20 protein-coding genes and 1 pseudogene are annotated in these 18,920 nt (G+C 74.5%); 7 read left to right on the top strand and 14 right to left on the bottom strand.

Features of this window, described 5'->3' with window-relative positions:
* The first annotated feature begins 273 nt into the window (after window positions 1-273).
* Window positions 274-588: a WhiB family transcriptional regulator gene (locus ACZ7MY_RS30465; protein WP_319138961.1), complete on the top strand. Its 315-nt coding sequence runs from the start codon at window positions 274-276 to the stop codon at window positions 586-588.
* A 68-nt stretch (window positions 589-656) separates the two neighbouring features.
* On the opposite strand, the pseudogene ACZ7MY_RS30460 reads toward ACZ7MY_RS30465, so the two are convergent.
* Window positions 657-1,580: pseudogene (locus ACZ7MY_RS30460) on the bottom strand (LysR family transcriptional regulator).
* 84 nt (window positions 1,581-1,664) lie between these two features.
* On the opposite strand from ACZ7MY_RS30460, the gene ACZ7MY_RS30455 reads away from it, so the two are divergent.
* From ACZ7MY_RS30455 to ACZ7MY_RS30445, 3 genes are all read left to right on the top strand, one after another.
* Window positions 1,665-2,720, top strand: coding sequence for an aminotransferase class V-fold PLP-dependent enzyme (locus ACZ7MY_RS30455; RefSeq protein WP_499606488.1), 1,056 nt, complete (start codon window positions 1,665-1,667; stop codon window positions 2,718-2,720).
* A 65-nt stretch (window positions 2,721-2,785) separates the two neighbouring features.
* Window positions 2,786-3,445: an MOSC domain-containing protein gene (locus tag ACZ7MY_RS30450; protein ID WP_499606487.1), complete on the top strand. Its 660-nt coding sequence runs from the start codon at window positions 2,786-2,788 to the stop codon at window positions 3,443-3,445.
* A 10-nt stretch (window positions 3,446-3,455) separates the two neighbouring features.
* On the top strand, window positions 3,456-4,241 hold the full coding sequence (locus ACZ7MY_RS30445; protein WP_499606486.1) for an SDR family NAD(P)-dependent oxidoreductase: 786 nt from the start codon (window positions 3,456-3,458) through the stop codon (window positions 4,239-4,241).
* A gap of 65 nt (window positions 4,242-4,306) precedes the next feature.
* Here ACZ7MY_RS30445 and groL read toward each other — a convergent pair whose 3' ends face one another.
* Together groL and groES are read right to left on the bottom strand one after the other, a co-directional pair.
* Window positions 4,307-5,935, bottom strand: a complete 1,629-nt coding sequence (gene groL / locus ACZ7MY_RS30440; protein WP_499606485.1) for a chaperonin GroEL — start codon at window positions 5,933-5,935, stop codon at window positions 4,307-4,309.
* A gap of 122 nt (window positions 5,936-6,057) precedes the next feature.
* Complete coding sequence (groES, locus tag ACZ7MY_RS30435; protein WP_018562788.1) at window positions 6,058-6,366, bottom strand: co-chaperone GroES; 309 nt, start codon at window positions 6,364-6,366, stop codon at window positions 6,058-6,060.
* 361 nt (window positions 6,367-6,727) lie between these two features.
* Here groES and ACZ7MY_RS30430 point away from each other — a divergent pair, with 361 nt between their 5' ends.
* The gene (locus ACZ7MY_RS30430; protein ID WP_499606484.1) at window positions 6,728-7,912 is read left to right on the top strand and encodes a THUMP-like domain-containing protein; all 1,185 of its coding nucleotides are present in this window, start codon (window positions 6,728-6,730) and stop codon (window positions 7,910-7,912) included.
* A gap of 6 nt (window positions 7,913-7,918) precedes the next feature.
* Here the strand turns inward: ACZ7MY_RS30430 and ACZ7MY_RS30425 are convergent, their stop codons facing one another.
* The 5 genes from ACZ7MY_RS30425 to tsaB all read right to left on the bottom strand — a co-directional run bounded on the left by ACZ7MY_RS30425 (window position 7,919) and on the right by tsaB (window position 11,242).
* Entirely contained in the window at window positions 7,919-8,572 is a 654-nt protein-coding gene (locus ACZ7MY_RS30425) for an HAD family hydrolase (RefSeq protein WP_499606483.1), read from the bottom strand.
* 139 nt (window positions 8,573-8,711) lie between these two features.
* Window positions 8,712-8,972, bottom strand: coding sequence for a hypothetical protein (locus tag ACZ7MY_RS30420; RefSeq protein ID WP_499606482.1), 261 nt, complete (start codon window positions 8,970-8,972; stop codon window positions 8,712-8,714).
* The gene (gene tsaD / locus ACZ7MY_RS30415; RefSeq protein ID WP_499606481.1) at window positions 8,969-10,084 is read right to left on the bottom strand and encodes a tRNA (adenosine(37)-N6)-threonylcarbamoyltransferase complex transferase subunit TsaD; all 1,116 of its coding nucleotides are present in this window, start codon (window positions 10,082-10,084) and stop codon (window positions 8,969-8,971) included. The genes ACZ7MY_RS30420 and tsaD overlap by 4 nt, the downstream gene beginning before the upstream one ends.
* A complete protein-coding gene (rimI, locus tag ACZ7MY_RS30410; RefSeq protein ID WP_499606653.1) occupies window positions 10,077-10,580 on the bottom strand; it encodes a ribosomal protein S18-alanine N-acetyltransferase in 504 nt (167 codons plus the stop codon). The genes tsaD and rimI overlap by 8 nt, the downstream gene beginning before the upstream one ends.
* 8 nt (window positions 10,581-10,588) lie before the next feature.
* Complete coding sequence (tsaB, locus tag ACZ7MY_RS30405; RefSeq protein ID WP_499606480.1) at window positions 10,589-11,242, bottom strand: tRNA (adenosine(37)-N6)-threonylcarbamoyltransferase complex dimerization subunit type 1 TsaB; 654 nt, start codon at window positions 11,240-11,242, stop codon at window positions 10,589-10,591.
* A gap of 164 nt (window positions 11,243-11,406) precedes the next feature.
* Between tsaB and ACZ7MY_RS30400 the strand changes: the two genes are divergently transcribed.
* Entirely contained in the window at window positions 11,407-11,949 is a 543-nt protein-coding gene (locus tag ACZ7MY_RS30400; RefSeq protein ID WP_499606479.1) for a hypothetical protein, read from the top strand.
* A gap of 128 nt (window positions 11,950-12,077) precedes the next feature.
* Here the strand turns inward: ACZ7MY_RS30400 and ACZ7MY_RS30395 are convergent, their stop codons facing one another.
* The 6 genes from ACZ7MY_RS30395 to ACZ7MY_RS30370 all read right to left on the bottom strand — a co-directional run bounded on the left by ACZ7MY_RS30395 (window position 12,078) and on the right by ACZ7MY_RS30370 (window position 18,197).
* The gene (locus ACZ7MY_RS30395) at window positions 12,078-12,248 is read right to left on the bottom strand and encodes a hypothetical protein (protein WP_499606478.1); all 171 of its coding nucleotides are present in this window, start codon (window positions 12,246-12,248) and stop codon (window positions 12,078-12,080) included.
* Window positions 12,249-12,372: 124 nt separating this feature from the next.
* Window positions 12,373-12,897 carry a tRNA (adenosine(37)-N6)-threonylcarbamoyltransferase complex ATPase subunit type 1 TsaE gene (gene tsaE, locus ACZ7MY_RS30390; RefSeq protein WP_499606477.1) on the bottom strand — a complete coding sequence of 175 codons (525 nt, stop codon included), beginning with the start codon at window positions 12,895-12,897 and terminating at the stop codon, window positions 12,373-12,375.
* An 11-nt stretch (window positions 12,898-12,908) separates the two neighbouring features.
* Window positions 12,909-14,189 (bottom strand): alpha/beta fold hydrolase, encoded by a 1,281-nt coding sequence (locus ACZ7MY_RS30385; protein ID WP_499606476.1) that lies wholly within the window; start codon window positions 14,187-14,189, stop codon window positions 12,909-12,911.
* A gap of 32 nt (window positions 14,190-14,221) precedes the next feature.
* Window positions 14,222-15,358 carry an alanine racemase gene (gene alr, locus ACZ7MY_RS30380; RefSeq protein WP_499606475.1) on the bottom strand — a complete coding sequence of 379 codons (1,137 nt, stop codon included), beginning with the start codon at window positions 15,356-15,358 and terminating at the stop codon, window positions 14,222-14,224.
* 35 nt (window positions 15,359-15,393) lie between these two features.
* A complete protein-coding gene (locus ACZ7MY_RS30375; RefSeq protein ID WP_499606474.1) occupies window positions 15,394-16,644 on the bottom strand; it encodes a L,D-transpeptidase in 1,251 nt (416 codons plus the stop codon).
* An 80-nt stretch (window positions 16,645-16,724) separates the two neighbouring features.
* Window positions 16,725-18,197, bottom strand: coding sequence for an NAD(P)H-hydrate dehydratase (locus ACZ7MY_RS30370; protein WP_499606473.1), 1,473 nt, complete (start codon window positions 18,195-18,197; stop codon window positions 16,725-16,727).
* A 460-nt stretch (window positions 18,198-18,657) separates the two neighbouring features.
* Here ACZ7MY_RS30370 and ACZ7MY_RS30365 point away from each other — a divergent pair.
* A partial coding sequence (locus tag ACZ7MY_RS30365) for an IS110 family transposase (RefSeq protein WP_499606472.1) occupies window positions 18,658-18,920 on the top strand: 263 nt, incomplete at its 3' end.

Genomic DNA, 18,920 nt, shown 5'->3' with positions numbered 1-18,920 from the left:
GATCAGCAACATCCCAGGTCGCGGCCGTTCGCCGGGCCTCAAAAAGCGGCACGACGGGCGCCCGCTTGCAGCACACATCAGCCGCCGACCGGGGGGCAATGTCAGATTTTGCCTGTTTGGAGGCTTTTTACCCGCATGGCGGGAGTTCGTTGGCGATTTTGTGATGAATCATATTTACATCTACTTCGACAGTAGATGTAACGTCGACAGCACCCTCCCAGAGCTTCGCGCCTGGACGGTGTCCCTGCAGCCCACCTCTCGAGGAGATGAGCAATGGCAGACTTCTCCCGCCTCCCGGGCCCCAACGCCGACCTCTGGGACTGGCAGCTGGTCGCCGCCTGCCGCGGCGTCGACAGCTCCCTGTTCTTCCACCCCGAGGGAGAGCGCGGTGCCGCCCGGAGCGCGCGTGAGGCGGCGGCGAAGGAGGTGTGCATGCGCTGCCCCGTACGCGCCGAGTGCGCGACGCACGCTCTGACGGTCCGCGAGCCCTACGGGGTCTGGGGCGGACTCACCGAGGACGAGCGCGAGGAGATGATGGGCCGGTCCCGCAACCGGGTCATGAGCTCGCACGCCACCGGCAGTCACTGACCCACCGGACGTCAGCCGACGAGAAAACGTTTCATCACAAGCGACGGCGCGCCCGCGGTGCCGCGGGCTCAGGCCGTCCCGGGGTCGCGCAGGGCCGCGAGCCGCAGCCGCCCCAGCATCATGTCGACGGCCGGCACCTGGGCCAGGTCGGGCAGCGTCAGCGCCGCCACGTCCCGGCGTACCGCCGGCCGCAACTCGCGCACGGCCACTCCGCTCAGCCGGACGGCCTCCAGCGCCAGACCGGGCTGCGCCGAGACGCCCATGCCCGACGCCACCAGGCCGACCGCCGCCGGGTAGTCGTCGGTCGCGAAGTCGATGCGGGGCTCGAAGCCCTCCCGCCCGCACAGCTCGACCAGGTGCCGGCGGCAGTAGGGGCAGCCCGCGATCCACGGCTCGTCGGCGAGGTCGGACAGCCGCACCGGGCCCCCGTCGCGGGCCAGCGCGTGTCCGGCCGGCAGCACCGCGAAGAGCCGGTCGGTCAGCAACCGGCGCACCAGCAGCCCCTCCCAGGCGACCGCGTCCTCGGCGCCCCGGTCGTCCTCGTAGCGTTAGACCAGCGCCAGTTCGCACTCCCCGGCGCGCAGCATCTCCACGGCGCGCGGCGGCTGCGCCTCGGCCAGCGTGATCCGTACGTCCGGGTGCGCGGCGCGCATCGCGGCCAGCGCGGTCGGCACCAGGGACGGGCCGGCGCTCGGGAACGACACCAGCCGCACCCGGCCGGCGCGCAGTCCCCCGATGGCCGCGACCTCCTCCTCCGCGGCGGCGAGCCCCGCGAGGATGCCGCTCGCGTGCCGGGCCAGCGCCTCGCCCGCGTCGGTCAGCCGGGTCGTCCGCCCGCCGCGGACCAGCAGCGGGGTGCCCGCGGCGAGTTCCAGCGCCTTCATCTGCTGGCTGACCGCCGGCTGCGTGCAGCCCAGTTCGCGCGCGGCGCCCGACAGCGAGCCGGTACGGGCCACGGCGCGCAGCACACGGAGGTGGCGGGCCTCGAACACGCTCCGAGCATAAGCGTTCCTTGGGGGTCGCGTTCGGTGATCGATGATGGACTTAGGGCAGTTCGGGGCGCAGGCTGAGGAACCATGGACATCGCCGGGGAATTCGCGCTGGACGCCGGTACCACCTACCTCAACACCGCCTCGTCGGGCGTCGGCCCGCTCCGCTCCGCCGAGGCGCTGCGGACCGCCGTGGGCACCTGGTCCGACGGCACCGACGACTGGGTACGCCACGAGCGCGCCCTGTCGGCCGCCCGCGCCGCCTACGCCCGCCTCACCGGGGTCGGCGCCGACCGCGTCGCCGTCGGCTCCTCCGTCACCACGCACGTCGGCATGATCGCCGCGGCGCTCCCCGCCGGGGCCGAAGTCGTGCTGGCCGACGGCGACTTCAGCTCGCTGGTCAACCCCTTCGCCTCCCGCGCCGACGTCACGGTGCGCACCGTGCCCCTGGAGGGCGTCGCCGACGCCGTACGCCCCGGGACCGGCCTCGTCGCCGTCAGCGCGGTGCAGTCCGCGGACGGCCGGGTCGCCGACCTGGCGGCGGTCCGCGAGGCCGCGTCCCGGCACGGGGCGCGCGTGCTCGTCGACGCCACCCAGGCGGTCGGCTGGCTGCCGCTGCGCGCGGACGGCCTCGACTACGTGGTGTGCGGGGGCTACAAGTGGCTGCTCGCCCCGCGCGGGGTGTCCTTCCTGACCGTGCGGGAGGGGGCCGAGGACGGGCTGTCGGCGCAGTTCGCCGGCTGGTACGCGGCCGAGGACCCCTGGGGCGACTGCTACGGGCCGGTCGCGCACCTCGCGCGTTCCGCCCGGCGCTTCGACGTGCTGCCGCCGCTGCTGCCGTACGTGGGGGCGGCGGCCTCCCTGGGACTGATCGAGGAACTGGGCGTCGAGGCCGTCGGCACGCACGACGTCGCGCTGGCCGAGCGCTTCCGGGCGGGACTGCTGCGGCTGGGCCACAAGGCGGTGCCGTCCGGCGCGCGGGCCTCGGCGATCGTGGCCGTGCCCGGTCTGGGCGACGCGGCGGAGCGGCTGGCCGCGGCCGGCATCCGGGTCTCGGCCCGGGCCGGGAACCTGCGGGCGGCCTTCCACCTGTACAACACCGAGGCCGACGTGGACCGGCTGCTGCGGGTGCTCGCGGGCTGAGCACCCGGGCCCCGGCCGCCGGAAAACACCTCGCCGGGCGCCGGCCGGCGCCGTACGGTCGCGGGATGAAGCTGCTCTCGGTGAACGTGGGCCGGCCCCGACCGAACCCGTGGAAGACGACCGGGACGACCGGCATCGACAAGCACCCGGTCCCGGGCCCGGTGGCGGTGACCGCACCGGGCCCCAAGGGCACCGGCGCGGTCGGCCTCGCCGGCGACCGGGCCTACGACGTGGCGCACCACGGCGGCACCGACCAGGCGGTCTACGCCTACGCCCGCGAGGACCTGGACACCTGGGAGCGCCGGCTCGACCTGCCGCTGCGCAACGGCATGTTCGGGGAGAACCTGACGACCTCGGGCCTGGACGTCAACGAGGCACTGATCGGCGAGCGCTGGCGGATCGGCGGGCCGGACGGCGCCGTCCTGGAGGTGTCCTGTCCCCGGATCCCCTGCGCCACCTTCCAGGGCTGGCTGGAACAGGGCGGCTGGATCAAGACGTTCACGCGGGCCGCGCTGCCCGGCGCCTACCTGCGGGTCGCCGAGGCCGGTGAGGTCCGCCCCGGCGACCCGGTCGAGGTCGTCCACCGCCCGGACCACGGCGTCACCGTCGCGCTGACCTTCCGCGCGGTCACCCTGGAGCCCGCGCTGCTCCCCCGGCTGCTGGCGGCGGACGCGCTCCCGGCGGACGTGCGCGCCGCGGCCCGCCGGCGGACGGGGGCTCACTAGCCTGCGGGGCATGACGACTTCACTGATCACGGGAGCCACCGCGGGAATCGGCGCGGCCTTCGCACGCCGGCTGGCGAAGGACGGCCACGCCCTGGTCCTGGTCGCCCGCGACGGGCGGCGGCTGGAGGAGAACGCCGGGGAACTGCGGCGCACGTACGGCGTGGCCGTGGAGGTGCTGCCCGCCGACCTGTCGGAGGACAAGGGCATCGAGGCGGTCGAGGCACGGCTGCGGGACCGCGAACGGCCGGTCGACGTGCTGGTCAACAACGCGGGCTTCGGCAACCGGGGCGGCTTCGGCGACGTGCCGGTGGCCGACGAGCTGACCATGCTCAAGGTGCACTGCGAGGCGGTGCTCCGGCTGACCTGCGCCGCGACCGGGGCCATGCGGGAGCGCGGGCGCGGCTTCGTGGTCAACGTGGCCTCAGTGGCGGCCTTCGTGCCGCGCGGTACGTACGGGGCGAGCAAGGCGTGGGTCGTCAGCTTCACCCAGGGCGTGGCCCGGGAGCTCGCGGGCACCGGGGTGCGGCTGATGGCGCTGTGCCCGGGCTTCGTCCGCACCGAGTTCCACGAGCGGGCAGGGATGGAGACCGGCAGCATCCCCTCCTGGGCGTGGCTGGACGCCGACAAGGTGGTCGCCGCGGCCCTGCGCGACCTGGCCCGCGGGCGCTCACTCAGCGTGCCCGACCCGCGCTACAAGGTCGCGGTGGCCGCGGCCAGGCTGGCGCCGAGCGGCGCGCTCGGCCGCGTCTCGTCGAAGGCGGGGCGGCGCTTCGGGCCGGCCTACCCCCGCGACTGAGGCCGGTCCCCGGCAGCCCGAAGGCCCCCGTTCCCGGGTGGGAACGAGGGCCTTCGCGGTCCAGCTCAGTGGGAGTGGCCGTGGCCGTGACCGTGACCGGCCTCGGCGGGCTCCTCCTCCTTCTTCTCCACCACGAGGGTCTCGGTGGTGAGGAGCAGGGAGGCGATGGAGGCGGCGTTCTCCAGGGCGGAGCGGGTGACCTTGACCGGGTCGATGACACCGGACTTCACCAGGTCGCCGTACTCGCCGGTCGCGGCGTTGAAGCCGTGGCCCTTCTCCAGCTCGGCGACCTTGGAGGTGATGACGTAGCCCTCCAGGCCGGCGTTCTCGGCGATCCAGCGCAGCGGCTCGACCGCGGCGCGGCGGACGACCGCCACACCGGTGGCCTCGTCGCCGGTCTTGCCGAGGCCGTCCTCGAGCACCTTGACCGCGTGGACGAGCGCGGAGCCACCACCGGAGACGATGCCCTCCTCGACCGCGGCGCGGGTCGCGGAGATGGCGTCCTCCAGACGGTGCTTCTTCTCCTTGAGCTCGACCTCGGTGGCCGCGCCGACGCGGATGACGCACACGCCGCCGGCCAGCTTGGCGAGGCGCTCCTGGAGCTTCTCGCGGTCCCAGTCGGAGTCGGTCGAGGCGATCTCGGCCTTGATCTGGTTGACCCGGCCGCTGATCTCCGCGGACTCGCCGCCACCGTCGACGATGGTGGTGTCGTCCTTGGTGACGGTCACGCGGCGGGCGCTGCCGAGCACGTCCAGGCCGACCTGGTCGAGCTTGAGGCCGACCTCCTCGGCGACGACGGTGCCACCGGTGAGGGTGGCGATGTCGCCGAGCATGGCCTTGCGGCGGTCGCCGAAGCCGGGGGCCTTCACCGCGACGGCGTTGAAGGTGCCGCGGATCTTGTTGACCACCAGGGTGGACAGGGCCTCGCCCTCGACGTCCTCGGCGATGATCAGCAGCGGCTTGGAGGCGCCGGCCTGCAGGATCTTCTCCAGCAGCGGGAGCAGGTCCTGGATGGAGGCGATCTTGCCCTGGGTGATGAGGATGTAGGGGTCCTCCAGGACGGCCTCCTGGCGCTCCTGGTCCGTCACGAAGTACGGCGACAGGTAGCCCTTGTCGAAGGCCATGCCCTCGGTGAAGTCCAGCTCCAGGCCGAAGGTGTTGGACTCCTCGACGGTGATGACACCGTCCTTGCCGACCTTGTCGATCGCCTCGGCGATCAGCTCGCCGACCTGCTTGTCCTGGGCGGACAGCGCGGCGACGGCGGCGATGTCGTCCTTGCCCTCGATCGGGCGGGCGGTGGCGAGCAGCTCGTCCGAGACGGCCTTGACGGCCGCGTCGATGCCCTTCTTCAGGGCGGCGGGGGAGGCGCCGGCGGCCACGTTGCGCAGACCCTCGCGGACCAGCGCCTGGGCGAGCACCGTGGCGGTGGTGGTGCCGTCACCCGCAATGTCGTTGGTCTTGGTCGCCACCTCCTTCACGAGCTGCGCGCCGAGGTTCTCGTACGCGTCCTCGATCTCGACCTCACGCGCGATGGTGACACCGTCGTTGGTGATGGTCGGGGCGCCGAACTTCTTGTCGATGACGACGTTGCGGCCCTTGGGGCCGATCGTCACCTTCACGGTGTCGGCGAGCTTGTTCACGCCGCGCTCAAGGGCGCGACGCGCGTCCTCGTCGAACTTCAGGATCTTGGCCATACCGGCGGAATTCCTCGTCTTTGGGTTCTCGTCGAAGACCGCGCCCCGGGTCCCCGGTCCGTGAGGACTCGGTGTGCCCGGGGCGTGGTCACGGCATTACTCGCTTGCGCGCGGCGCCGGTCCTACTTCTCGACGATCGCGAGGACGTCGCGAGCCGAGAGGACGAGGTACTCCTCGCCGCTGTACTTGACCTCGGTGCCGCCGTACTTGCTGTACAGCACGATGTCGCCGACCTTGACGTCGAGCGGGATGCGGTTGCCGTCCTCGAAGCGACCCGGGCCCACGGCCAGGACGACGCCCTCCTGGGGCTTCTCCTTGGCGGTGTCCGGGATGACCAGGCCGGAGGCGGTGGTCTGCTCGGCATCCAGCGGCTGGACCACGATGCGGTCCTCGAGCGGCTTGATGGCAACCTTGGTGCTGGCGGTCGTCACGATCCGACCTCCCCCTTCAAAGGGCTCACGGGAGTGTCTGTCTGGGGTGGCGACCTGGTAGGCCCGTCGTCGCGGGTGCCGGACCTGCCCGTCGCGTTTGTGCTGGCACTCGGCAAGGCTGAGTGCCAGGTCCGAGATTATGACGCGCTTAGCACTCGGTCAAGCGGAGTGCCAACGCCGCGCCGTACGAGCCGCCCTCCCCCTGGTGGAACGGCGTGCCCGGCCCCACGATTCCGGCCCGCGGTTCCGGGCCCGGCGCGCCGCCGGGCCTCGGACGGCGCCCCGGGGGTACGGCCGGCCGTACGCAACGGCGGCAGAACCGGTCACGGCCCCCGGACGGCGCCCGCGGCGGCGCGGGACAATGGACGGCGTGGATCTTGACGCGTTCTCGGCCCTCCTGACCGATGAGAGCCAGTTGCTGCTGGCCTCCCTGCGGGACTACGACCCCGCCGCCGAACTGGCGACCGCGACACGGCTGCGGCGGGAGCACGACGCCGGCCTGGTGGCGGCCGCGCTGACGCAGGCACGGCTGCGGCAGCGGGCGGCGGCGAAGTTCGGCGAGGACGCGTACCGGATGTACTTCACGCCAGAAGGGGTCGAGCAGTCGACGCGGGCCTCCGTCGCCCGGCACCGGGCCGAGCGGTTCGCCGCGCTCGGGGTGCGGCGGCTGGCCGACCTGTGCTGCGGCATCGGCGGCGACGCCGTCCCGCTCGCCCGCGCCGGTGTGGAGGTGCTGGCGGTCGACCGCTCCCCGCTGACCTGCGCGGTGGCACAGGCGAACGCGGAGGCGCTGGGGCTGGCCGACCTGATCGAGGTGCGCTGCGCCGACGTGACGGAGACCGTCGTGGACGGCTGTGACGCGGTCTTCGCCGACCCGGCCCGGCGCGGCGGGCGGGGCAGGATCTTCGACCCCGAGGCGTACTCCCCGCCGCTGTCGTGGGCGGTCGCGGCGGCCCGGAAGGCCCCGCTGGCCGCCCTGAAGGTGGCGCCGGGGATCCCGCACGAGGCCGTGCCGGAGGACGCCGAGGCGGAGTGGGTCTCCGACCACGGCGACGTGAAGGAGGCGGTGCTGTGGTTCGGCACGGCCCCGGGGGCCCGCCGGGCGACCCTCCTGCCGTCGGGCGCCTCGCTGCCCGCCGCCGGCCTGCCCGACCCGCGGGTGCGCCCCGTGGGGCGCTGGCTGTACGAGCCGGACGGCGCGGTCATCCGGGCCCACATGGTGGCCGACGTGGCGGCGCGGGTCGGCGGCGGTCTGATCGACGCGACCATCGCGTACGTCACCTCGGACGAGCCGCACACCACGCCCTGGGCGACCGCCTACGAGATCACCGACGTGCTGCCCTTCAACCTCAAGCGGCTCAAGGCGCTGCTGCGCGAGCGCGAGGTGGGCGTGCTGACCGTCAAGAAGCGCGGCTCGGCCGTCGAACCGGAGGAGGTCCGCCGCCGGGTCAAGCCCCAGGGCCCGAACGCGGCCACGGTCTTCCTCACCCGTGTCGCGGGCGCCCCGAGCATGCTGCTGGGCGCCCCGGCCCGGACCGGCGGCTGACGCCGGTCACGGCCGCCCGAGGAGGCTCCTCGCGACGCCCGGCACCTCGGTGAGGGCCCCGGCGAGGGCGGTGGGCCCCGCGTCGCCCAGGGCGGGCCCGGTGTATCCCCACAGCGCGCCGATCGAGGGAACCCCCGCGGCCGCCGCGGCGGCCATGTCGGAGGGGCTGTCGCCCACGAAGCAGGCGCGCTCCGGCGGCACCCCGAGGCGGTCCAGCGCGAGCAGGATGCCCTCCCCCGAGGGCTTGGGCGCCGCGTCGCCCCACCCGACCACCACGCCGAAGTGCGCGGACAACTCCGCGGGGACGAGGCGTGCCACCCGGCTCGCCGGTTGCATGGTCACCACCCCCGTCGCCGCGCCGGAGGCCGCGAGGTCGCGCAGCACGCCGGCGGCGCCGGGGAACGGGGACGCGCCCCACGTGGCGAGGCTGAGCGCGTCCTCCCAGGCCGCCCCGAACACGGTCTCCTCGTCGGTCACGCCGAGCCGCGCCAGCAGTTCGTGGTGGGGAAGGTGGTCGAGCCCGGCCGGCAGGCGGCTGTCGTCGACGGGCTCACCGAGGGCCACGCCGGCGACGTCGAGGATCGCCCTGCGCATGGCCCGCCGGCTGTCGAGGAGGACGCCGTCGAGGTCGAAGAGGACGGCACAGCCGGGGTCGGTCATCGGGTCTTCTCGCCACCTGGGGGGAACGCCTCCCGGACACCGGTCGTCCGGCAGGACGCCTGCTCGGGGGCGCCACGGCACAAGCCCGGTCGCGTTCGGCGCCGGAGACATCCTACGACCGGCGTCCCGCGGCCAGGACCTACGCCCCCTCCCCCACCGACTCGAAGCGCCACCGGTGGACGGCCCGCCGGGCCAGCCCCCCGTCCGGCTCGGGCAGTTCGGGCAGCTCCGCGTCGTACGGGGCGTCCCACCAGGTGATGACCAGTACCCGGTCCTGGGGGGCGGAGAAGGTCTCCCGCCGCAGCGGGGCCGGCGACAGCGGGCGGGCGCGGGCCCACGCCAGCAGCTCCGGCCCGCGCCCCTCGACGGCACGGGCCTCCCACATCAGGGCGACGGTCACGAGTAGAGGTTGTCCTTGGCGAGCTCGTGGACGTGGTCGTGGTCATGGGCGTGCTCGTGGTCGTGGGTGTGACCGGGCACGGACACGTCCGTGACCTGCAGCGAGGAGTCCGCCGGCAGGTCCCAGGTGGACGAGGGCCTGCCGCGGGCCACCATCTCCGCGCCGAGGGCCGCGACCATGGCCCCGTTGTCGGTGCACAGCTTGGGCCGCGGCACTCGCAGGACGATCCCCGCGTCCTCGCAGCGCTCCTGCGCCAGGGAGCGCAGCCGGCTGTTGGCGGCGACGCCGCCGCCGATCATCAGGTGGTCGACGCCGTTGTCCTTGCAGGCCCGGATCGCCTTGCGGGTGAGGACGTCGACGACGGCCTCCTGGAAGGACGCGGAGACGTCCGCGACCGGCACGTCCACGCCCTCCCGGCGCTTGGACTCGATCCAGCGCGCCACGGCGGTCTTCAGGCCGGAGAAGGAGAAGTCGTAGAGCGGGTCGCGGGAGCCGGTCAGGCCGCGGGGGAAGCGGATCGCGTCCCGGTCGCCCTCACGGGCCACGCGGTCGATGGCGGGGCCGCCGGGGAAGCCGAGGCCCAGCACGCGGGCGACCTTGTCGAAGGCCTCGCCCGCCGCGTCGTCGATGGTGGAGCCCAGCGGGCGGACGTCACCGGTGATGTCGGGGGCGAGCAGCAGCGAGGAGTGGCCGCCGGACACCAGCAGCGCCATGGTCGGCTCGGGCAGCGGCCCGTGCTCCAGCTGGTCCACGCAGATGTGCGAGGCGAGGTGGTTGACCCCGTACAGCGGCTTGCCGAGCGCGTAGGCGTACGCCTTGGCCGCGGACACGCCGACCAGCAGGGCGCCGGCGAGCCCGGGGCCCGCGGTGACGGCGATCCCGTCGAGGTCGGAGGCGGCGACGCCGGCCTCCTTCAGGGCGCGCTGGATCGTGGGGACCATCGCCTCCAGGTGCGCGCGGCTGGCGACCTCGGGGACGACGCCGCCGAAGCGGGCGTGCTCGTCGACGCTGGACGCGATCGCGTCGGCGAGCAGGGTGTGCCCGCGCACGATGCCGACACCGGTCTCGTCGCAGGACGTCTCGATGCCGAGGACAAGGGGTTCGTCAGCCATGGGTGGTCTCTGTTCCTTGTAGTCCCGGTACGTCAGGGGAGGCCGGCAGCTCGCCGAGCCTCATCACGAGGGCGTCGACGTTGCCCGGCTGGTAGTAGCCGCGCCGGAAGCCGATCGGCTCGAAGCCGAAGCGCGCGTAGAGCCGCTGGGCGCGGTCGTTGTCGACGCGTACCTCCAGCAGCACCTCGTGGCACTCGAAGGCGGTGGCCTGCCGCAGCAGTACGCCGAGCAGCCGTGCGCCGAGGCCGGTGCCCCAGTGGTCGGCGGCGACGGCGATGGTCTGCACGTCGCCGGTGCCGGCGACGGCGGCCAGGCCCGCGTAGCCGGCGATCCGTCCGGCCCCGTCCTCGGCCACGACGTAGTGCCGGGTCGCCGAGGGGTGCCGCGCGTCGGCCAGTTCGGACCAGAACATGCCGCGCGACCACGCGTCGTCCGGGAAGAGCCGGCGTTCGAGCTCCATCACCGGGTCCAGGTCCCACCAGCGCATCTCGCGCATCACGGCGGTCACTTCGGCAGGACCGCCTTGTAGCCGGCCGGCACCTGGGCGTCCGGGCGGCGCAGGTAGAGCGGCAGCGCGGGGAGGAAGTCCTCGCCGTCCGCCAGCTTCACGGCGGCCAGCGCGGCCAGCGCGGCGGCGGACTGGTCGGCGGGCGGGCGGACGTCGGTGAAGACCCCGGGGTATAGGGCGGCGCCCGCGCCGACCGCGGGCACCCCGGCGACCTCGGCCGCGATGTCCCCGGGACGGTCCACGGCCGGGTCGGTCACCCGGGCCCGCGGGCCCTCGTACCGGGCCCAGTAGACCTCCTTGCGGCGGGCGTCCGTCGCCACGAGGAACGGGCCCTCGATCCCGGCGGCGTACGCCAGCCCGTCGAGGGTGCAGATCCCGTGCACGGGGACACCGAGGACGTCGGCGAAGGAGACCGCGGTCACGAGTCCGACGCGCAGCCCCGTGTAGGGGCCGGGGCCGACCCCGACCACGATCCCGGTCACGTCGCCGAGGCCCGTCCCGGCCTCCCGCAGCACACGGTCCACGGCGGGCATCAGCAGTTCCCCGTGCCGTCGCGCGTCGATCTCCGTCGACTCTGCGAGCACGCGCCGGCCGTCGTGCAGGGCGACCGTCACGGCAGGGGTTGCGGTATCGAAGGCAAGCAGCAGCACGCGTTCAGCCTACGGCGTTCACCGGGGTGGCCCTGCCAGGACGGGGGCTCCGCGGGCCCCCGGGACGGCGCTCCCTTCGCCGTGCGGCACGGCTGCTAACGTCAACCCAGCGTGACGCCCACCTCCGGAGGAAAGCCGTGGCAAGGATCGGTTCAGGGACGATCGTGACCGGACTGACCGCAGCCGCCCTGGCCGCCGTCGGCGTGCTCGCCGTCCAGGCCTCCAGCTCCGCCGACGAGATGCCCAAGGGCGTCCGTCCCGTGGACGCCGCGGACCCCGGCACCCCCGCCGTGGCCTCCGCCTCGCCCTCACCGCAGCGGCGGGACGAGCTCCCCGCCGGCTCCGGCAGCGGCACCCGCGTCGTCTACTCGCTCCGCTCGGACCGCGTGTGGCTGGTCGGCGAGGACGGGAAGGCGCGCACCACCTACACGGTCGTCCCGGGCACGGTCGACCCCGCCCCCGGCACCTACGCCGTGGCCTCCCGCAGCGCCACGGGCGTCGGCGGCGACGGGGTGGCCGTGGAGAACGTGGTGCGGTTCACGACCGTGGACAGCGTGGTGATCGGCTTCAGCGCGGCGAAGGACGGCTCCCTGCCGGACGCCCCGCCCCCGGGCCAGCACACCGGCGGCATCCGCGAGAAGCGGAAGGACGGGGCCGCGCTCTGGAAGTTCGCGACCATCGGCAGCAAGATCGTCGTCGTCCGCTGATTTCCCCCGGACGAGTGAACGCCTGCGGGGCCCTCACGGCACACGCGCGACGCGGCACCGGCGCCCTCGCCCTCCGCGCGACGCGCGGCGGTCCGGTCCCGGGGCGCCCCGGTGGCGGCTGACGGGGACTACGCCGCGTCCGCCTCGGGCCGCGCCGTGGGCTCGTCCTGCGCCGCGTCCGGTTCCGGCTCCTCGTGCTCCCCCGGCGGGGTGCACACCGCGTTCGCCGCCGCGGAGGCCGCGAGCAGCGCCTGCATCGAGTAACCCTGCTCCGGCTCCGGGGCCGTGTGGGCCGACATGGATGCCTCCTGGGTCCGACGGGGTCGGGTTAGGCAGCCCTAACCAGCTCCTGGACTCCAGCAGAACACGGAGGACGTGCCGTACGCAACATCTTCCCGACACCTTGTCGGAACGGTTACGCGCTCAGACGCCCAGCCCCGCCAGGTCCTCGCCGGCCCAGCGCGCGCCGACCCCGGTGACGACGACCTCGCGCACGTCGTGGTCCTCCTGTCCGTCCGCGGCGACCTCGCCCACCGCGCGGTGGATCACCAGCTGCAGCCGGTCGTCCGAGAGCTCCTCGACCCTGCCCTCGCCCCACTCGACCACGACCACCGACTCCGGCAGCGAGACGTCGAGGTCCAGGTCCTCCATCTCGTCGAGACCGCCGGTCAGCCGGTACGCGTCCACGTGCACCAGGGCCGGGCCGCCGCCCAGCGAGGGGTGCACCCGCGCGATCACGAAGGTCGGCGACGTCACCGCGCCCCGGACGCCCAGACCCTCGCCGAGGCCGCGGGTCAGCGTGGTCTTGCCGGCGCCCAGGTCACCGCTGAGGACGACGAGGTCGCCGGCGCGCAGCAGCGGCGCGAGACGGCGCCCCAGTTCGCGCATCTGGTCGGGGGTCTTGACCGTGACCCGGATCGCTTCCATGCCGATGGCTTCCATGCCCATGTGCCCGAATGCTACGCGCCGCCGGAGACCACCCGGTCCGCCCTGTCCGGACCGGCGGGCGCCGGCACGGCCAGTGCGCGCAGCGCCTGCGGGACCGGGGCGCGCGAGGCGTCGGCCGCCTCGGCGAGCAGTGCGGCCAGGTGCGTGCTGACCAGCTCGGGGTGCTCCAGCATCACCAGGTGCCCGGCCCCGGGCACCACCACCAGCTCGGTGTCCGGCAGGCGCTCGGCGATGGCCCGGCTGTGCTCACTGGGCGTCAGCAGGTCCTTGTCCCCGGCCAGTACGAGCCCGGGCAGACCGTCCAGCACGTCCAGCGCCTCGCTCTTCTCGTGCTCGGTGAAGGCCGGGTAGAACTCGGCGACGACGTCGATCGGGGTCGACTCGATCATCCGCTCGGCGAAGCGCGCGACGCCCGGGTCCACCTCGGAGCCGAAGGAGTAGCGCTTGATGATCCCGGCGAAGAGGTCGGCCGTCGCCCGGCGCCCCCGCTCCACCAGGTCGACCTGGGTGCCCAGGATCCGCAGCACCCCCGGCGCCAGTGCCCGCAGCGCCCGCGCGCCCGCGGCCGGCAGACCGAGCGTCACGCTGGCCAGCTTGCCGGAGGAGGTGCCGACGAAGGCGAAGCCGGCCACCCGCTCGGCGACCACCTCGGGGAACTGGTCGGCGAAGGCCATGACCGTCATGCCCCCCATGGAGTGCCCGACGAGCACCAGCGGGCCCTCCGGCGCGGCGGCGTCGACGACCGCCTTCAGGTCGCGGCCGAGCTGGTCGATCGTGGCGGCCCCGCCGTCCGCCTGCTCCTTGCCCCGGCCGGAGCGGCCGTGGCTGCGCTGGTCCCAGTAGACGGCGCGTATCGACCCGCGCAGCGCGGCGCGCTGGAAGTGCCAGGAGTCCTGGTTGAGGCAGTAGCCGTGGCTGAACACCACGGTCAGCGGCGGCGCCTGGCCGGCCCGGCGGAAGAACTGCCGGCGCCGACGCGGTGCGGCCGCGTCGAGCGCCGCCGGGTCCGCCTCCTCGACCTCGTAGTAGAGCTCGGTGCCGTCCTCGGCGACGGCGCGGCCCGGCATCCCGCGCAACGAGCCGTAGGGGCCGGCCAGATCCAGGGCGAGCCTGGCGCGCTTGCGCATGCCCCGCCCCACCGTGGCCCGTTCCAGCGCCACGCCCGCGGCGGCGCCCGCCGCCACGACGCCGATGGCCGCGCCGACGATCCCCGCGCGCTGCCAGCGACCGGAAGCGGCGGCCGCTCCGGCCACCGCCTCCATCGCCCCCGTTGCCCTACCGCTCTCGGTCATGGTCGTACCGCTGCTTCCCCTCGGCTACGCGTTTACGTACCCACGTAGACGCGCGGCACCCGGGACCCGATCCGAGTGACGATCTCGTACGCGATGGTGCCCGCCGCCCGCGCCCAGTCCTCGGCGGTCGGCTCACCGCGGTCACCGGGGCCGAACAGTACCGCCTCGTCCCCGGCGTCGGCGCGGTCGCCCCCGAGGTCGACCACGAACTGGTCCATCGCCACCCGCCCGGCGACCGTCCGCCACTTGCCCGCCACCAGCACCGGGCCGGTGCCCGAGGCGTGCCGCGGGACGCCGTCGGCGTACCCGACGGGCACCAGCGCGAGGGTGGTCTCGCCGGGGGTCGTGTAGTGGTGCCCGTACGAGACCCCGTGGCCGCCGGGGACGCGCTTGGCCGAGGCCAGCCGCGCCGACAGCGTCATCACCGGCCGCAGCCCGAAGTCGGCCGGGCCGCCCACCTGCGGGACCGGCGAGATGCCGTACACCGCGACACCGGGCCGGATCAGGTCGAAGTGCGCCTCGGGCAGGGTCAGGGTGGCCGGGGAGTTCGCCATGTGCCGGACCTCGGGGCGCAGTCCGGCCCGCTCGGCGGTCTCCAGGGCGGTGCGGAAGACGGCGAGCTGCGCCGCGATGGAGGGGTGACCGGGCTCGTCGGCGCAGGCGAAGTGCGACCACAGCCCGGTGACCTTGACCAGCCCCTCGGCCTCGGCGGCCCGGGCGGCGGCGACCAGGTCGGGCCACTCCGAGGGCTGGGCGCCGTTGCGGCCCAGGCCCGTGTCCGCCTTCAGCTGGACGCGCGCGGTGCGGCCCGCGGCCGCGGCGGCCTCCGAGACCTCGCGCAGCGCCCACAGCGCGCTGACCGTCACGTCGACGTCCGCCTCGACGGCCGCCCGCCAGGGGCCGCCCGGCGTCCACAGCCAGCACAGCACCGGCGCCGTGATCCCGGCCGCGCGCAGCGCCAGCGCCTCCTCGGGCGTGGCCGTGCCGAGCCAGCCGGCACCCGCCTTGAGGGCGGCCCGGGCGCACGGCACCAACCCGTGGCCGTAGGCGTCCGCCTTGACCACGGCCATCAGCCCGGAGCGGGGCGCGCGGGCGCGCAGCGCCGCGACGTTGGACCGCAGGGCGGCGAGGTCGATCGTGGCCTGGGCGCGCAGATTCGTCTCTTCCATCGCGCCCAGTGTCTCAGGCCGGGCCTGTGCCGCCGTCACACGGCGGGTTTGGCGCCCCACACGTACACCGCCTCCTGGATCTTCACGGCGTCCCACAGCAGGCGCGCGTTGCGGTTGGAGAGGTTGATGCAGCCGTGCGATCCCGGGGCCTTGTAGACGCTCCCGGGAGTGGCGTGCATCGCCTGGCCGCCGCTGAAGAACTGGCTGTACGGCATCGGCGCGTCGTAGATGTCGGAGACGTGGTTCTTGTGGCGCCAGTAGACGGTGAAGCGGCCGGTACGGGTGAGGTAGCCCTTGCGGCCGCTGCGGATGGCGACCGGGCCGAAGACGACCTTGGTGCTGCTGCTCTGCACCCACAGCAGCTGGCGGTTGAGGTCGATGCAGACGATCTTCTTGCCCCGGGCGGGGGCCGGGCACCGGCGGGAGGCGTTCGGGCCCTTCCTGGTGGCCTCGTCGAGGCGGAGGTGGCCCCAGGTGGTGGGACCGGCGAAGCCGCTGGCGGGGACGATGCCCTTGGCCTTCTGGTAGTGGCGGATCTCCGCGCAGTCGGCTTCGGACTGCTTGCCGTTCACGCGCAGCCGCAGCCGCTTCTCCACCTCGCGCTGGTAGGGCCCGGTGAAGGAGGTGCAGTACTCGGCGCTCTCCGGGCGCTCCGTGTTCTGCGGGTTCTGCGGGTTCTGCGGATTCTGCGGGTGCTCCTGGTTCTGCGGGTTCTGCGCGTGCTCCTGGTTCTCGGCGCTCTCGGGGTTCTCGGCGCTCTCGGGGTTCTCCGCGTTCTCGGGGTTCTCCGCGCTCCCGCCGTCGCCGCCGTCGCCGGCCTCCTCCCCGTCCCCGGGGTCGCCGCCCTCGTCCACGTCGTCGTACGTCTCCTGGTCCTGCTCCTGATTCTGGCTCTGGTTCTGCTCCCGCTCCCGCTCCCGCTCCTGCTCCCGTTCCCGCTCCCGCGCGGCCCGTTCCTCCTGGAACTTCCGGGCCCGCTCGGTGTCCTCGGCCGGCACGAACTCCACCAGTTGCGGGTCCACCCAGTCGTCGTCCTGGTCCTCCGCGGGCACGGCGCTGCGCACGGGCTCGGTGGGCGACATGCCGATCCGGCGCGGTGGGGCGCCCTGGTCCGGGGTGTCGACCTGCCGGGAGGCCTCGGGGCCGAAGGGGACCCCGGGGACGAGGCGGTCGACCGGCACCGGCCAGTCGTCGTCCGCGGCGGCCGTCGTGTGCGTACCGAGTGCCGCCAGGGCGATCACCGCCGCGACGAGCAGCCGGGCCCTGCTCCTGGCATACATTCCCATGTACACACAAATTGACCTGCGGCCGCCCCGCAGAACGCCGCGTCGGCGGACTCCACCCGTTTCGCCCAGTTGACGCCGGCTCAGGACCTGATGTCGCGCCAGGCGCCGGGAAGGGCGGCCGCCACGTCGTGCGCGGCGATCGGCGCGCCCACCGGGCCCGCGGCGACCCGCGCCGACAGGCCGTGCAGATAGGCGCCGACGGAGGCCGCGTCGCGCGGGGCGAGCCCGGCGGCCAGCAGGGACCCCGTGATCCCCGAGAGCACGTCACCGCTGCCGGCCGTCGCCAGCCAGGACGTCCCCGTGGGGTTGACCCGGACCGGCACCCCCGGCTCCGGGGACGCCACGAGCGTCGTGGAGCCCTTCAGCAGCGCCGTCGCCCCGAACGCCTCTGCCAGGCGCCGCACATGGTCCAGCCGCGCCGCCTCCACCTCCTCACGGGCGACGCCCAGCAGCGCCGCCGCCTCCCCCGCGTGCGGGGTCAGCACGGTGCCCGCGGTGCGGGAGCGCACGACGGCGCGGTCCAGCAGCCGCAGACCGTCCGCGTCGACGAGCACGGGCACGTCCGAGGCGAGCACGTCGTCCACCGAGCGCCGCGCCTCCGGCCCGTCGCCCAGCCCCGGGCCCACCACCCAGGCCTGCACCCGGCCGGCCTTGTGCGGGGGACCCGCCGACACCAGCGTCTCCGGGAAGCGCGCCAGCACGGCCCGCGCCCCCGGGCCCACGTACCGCACCGCCCCCGCGCCCGCGCGCAGCGCCCCCGCCACCGCGAGCACGGCCGCGCCGGGGTAGCGCTCGGAGCCCGCGACGACGCCGACCACCCCGCGCCGGTACTTGTCGCTCTCCGCGTCGGGGGCCGGCAGCAGGGCGGCGACGTCCGCGTGCTGCAGCGCCTCCAGATCGGGCGGGGTGCCGTCCAGGAAGGGGCCGAGACCGATGTCGACCAGGCGCAGGGCGCCGGCGTGCCCGGCGGCGGGGTCCACGAGCAGGCCCGGCTTGTACGTGCCGAACGTCACCGTCATGTCGGCGTGCACCGCTGCGCCCCGGACCTCACCGGTGGTCGCGTCGACGCCACTGGGCAGGTCCACGGCGACCACGACCGCCCGGGACGCCCGCGCGGCCTCCGCCACCGGCACCGCCTCCGGGCGCAGGCCGCCCTTGCCGCCGATGCCCACGATGCCGTCCAGCACGAGGTCGGCCCGGTCGACCAGCGCCACCGCGTCCACGTCGTCCGGGGCGACCGCCCGGCCGCCCGCGGCACGCAGGGCCGCCAGGCCCCCGCGGTGCGCCTTCTGCGGCGCCAGCAGTACGGCGGTCACCGCCACCCCGCGCCGCGCCAGACGGGCTCCGGCGTACAGGGCGTCACCGCCGTTGTCCCCGCTCCCGGTCAGCACGACGACGCGGGCCCCGTAGACCCCGCCCCCGGCGCGGAGCGCGTTCACGCACGCCGCCGCGAGTCCGGCTGCCGCCCGTTGCATCAGGGCCCCGTCCGGAACCCGCGCCATGAGCGCCCGTTCCGCCGCCCGTACGGTCTCCACGCTGTACGCCACCCGCATGCGGCCATGTTCCCACCGCGGGGCTGTGGTTGCGCGCCGTCCGTGCGCGCGGGTATGTCGTGGTCGCTGCCGGGGTCGTTCGCCTCCTCGTCCCGGCGGCGGTCCCGGTCGACCGGGGCGGGGACGGACGGAGGGAGTCGCCCCGGTGGGTGGGCGCGAGACGGCGCGACAGCCGAAAACCCACCGGCAGGGCGCGCCCCCGTTATCTTTTTCGCGGTCCTGCAAGAGGGCCGCTGGCCTCCGGGCCCGGTATGACTGTTGCCCCCTGTCGAAGGGATGACCTGGGGGGTGGTGTCGCCGGGTCCGAGGGGTGCCGTCGGAGACGCTGATCAGAGGCCCGACCACCGCCCGGCCGGGCGTAATGCCCGGCCGCTTTCGGGCGGCAGGTCTGCATAACGTGGATGCGCGCGAACGGACCCACCGCCGAGGCCGGCACCGGATCGAACCATGTGGGGGCACGGTGATCGAGATCGGCGAGGTGGGCGTCTTCCTCGGCCTGGATGTCGGAAAGAGCGCACATCACGGCCACGGGCTGACCCCGGCCGGCAAGAAAGTCTTCGACAAGCCGCTGGTCAACAGCGAACCGAAGCTGCGGGCCGTGTTCGACAAGCTCCGGGACAAGTTCGGCACCGTCCTGGTGATCGTGGACCAGCCCGCTTCCATCGGCGCTCTCCCCCTCACCGTCGCCCGCGACGCGGGCTGCCAGGTCGCCTACCTGCCCGG

Source organism: Streptomyces sp. NPDC111520, assembly GCF_055635295.1.
This window is presented reverse-complemented; position numbering and strand designations above follow the sequence as displayed.

What these genes read in the sequence shown, in the direction of transcription:
- ACZ7MY_RS30465 (WP_319138961.1), top strand. Translation starts at nt 274, where the DNA reads ATGGCAGACTTCTCCCGCCTCCCGGGCCCCAACGCCGACCTCTGGGAC.
- ACZ7MY_RS30455 (WP_499606488.1), top strand. Translation starts at nt 1,665, where the DNA reads ATGGACATCGCCGGGGAATTCGCGCTGGACGCCGGTACCACCTACCTC.
- ACZ7MY_RS30450 (WP_499606487.1), top strand. Translation starts at nt 2,786, where the DNA reads ATGAAGCTGCTCTCGGTGAACGTGGGCCGGCCCCGACCGAACCCGTGG.
- ACZ7MY_RS30445 (WP_499606486.1), top strand. Translation starts at nt 3,456, where the DNA reads ATGACGACTTCACTGATCACGGGAGCCACCGCGGGAATCGGCGCGGCC.
- groL (WP_499606485.1), bottom strand. Translation starts at nt 5,935, where the DNA reads ATGGCCAAGATCCTGAAGTTCGACGAGGACGCGCGTCGCGCCCTTGAG.
- ACZ7MY_RS30430 (WP_499606484.1), top strand. Translation starts at nt 6,728, where the DNA reads ATGGACGGCGTGGATCTTGACGCGTTCTCGGCCCTCCTGACCGATGAG.
- ACZ7MY_RS30425 (WP_499606483.1), bottom strand. Translation starts at nt 8,572, where the DNA reads ATGACCGACCCCGGCTGTGCCGTCCTCTTCGACCTCGACGGCGTCCTC.
- tsaD (WP_499606481.1), bottom strand. Translation starts at nt 10,084, where the DNA reads ATGGCTGACGAACCCCTTGTCCTCGGCATCGAGACGTCCTGCGACGAG.
- rimI (WP_499606653.1), bottom strand. Translation starts at nt 10,580, where the DNA reads ATGCGCGAGATGCGCTGGTGGGACCTGGACCCGGTGATGGAGCTCGAA.
- ACZ7MY_RS30395 (WP_499606478.1), bottom strand. Translation starts at nt 12,248, where the DNA reads ATGTCGGCCCACACGGCCCCGGAGCCGGAGCAGGGTTACTCGATGCAG.
- tsaE (WP_499606477.1), bottom strand. Translation starts at nt 12,897, where the DNA reads ATGGGCATGGAAGCCATCGGCATGGAAGCGATCCGGGTCACGGTCAAG.
- ACZ7MY_RS30385 (WP_499606476.1), bottom strand. Translation starts at nt 14,189, where the DNA reads ATGACCGAGAGCGGTAGGGCAACGGGGGCGATGGAGGCGGTGGCCGGA.
- alr (WP_499606475.1), bottom strand. Translation starts at nt 15,358, where the DNA reads ATGGAAGAGACGAATCTGCGCGCCCAGGCCACGATCGACCTCGCCGCC.
- ACZ7MY_RS30375 (WP_499606474.1), bottom strand. Translation starts at nt 16,644, where the DNA reads ATGGGAATGTATGCCAGGAGCAGGGCCCGGCTGCTCGTCGCGGCGGTG.
- ACZ7MY_RS30370 (WP_499606473.1), bottom strand. Translation starts at nt 18,197, where the DNA reads ATGCGGGTGGCGTACAGCGTGGAGACCGTACGGGCGGCGGAACGGGCG.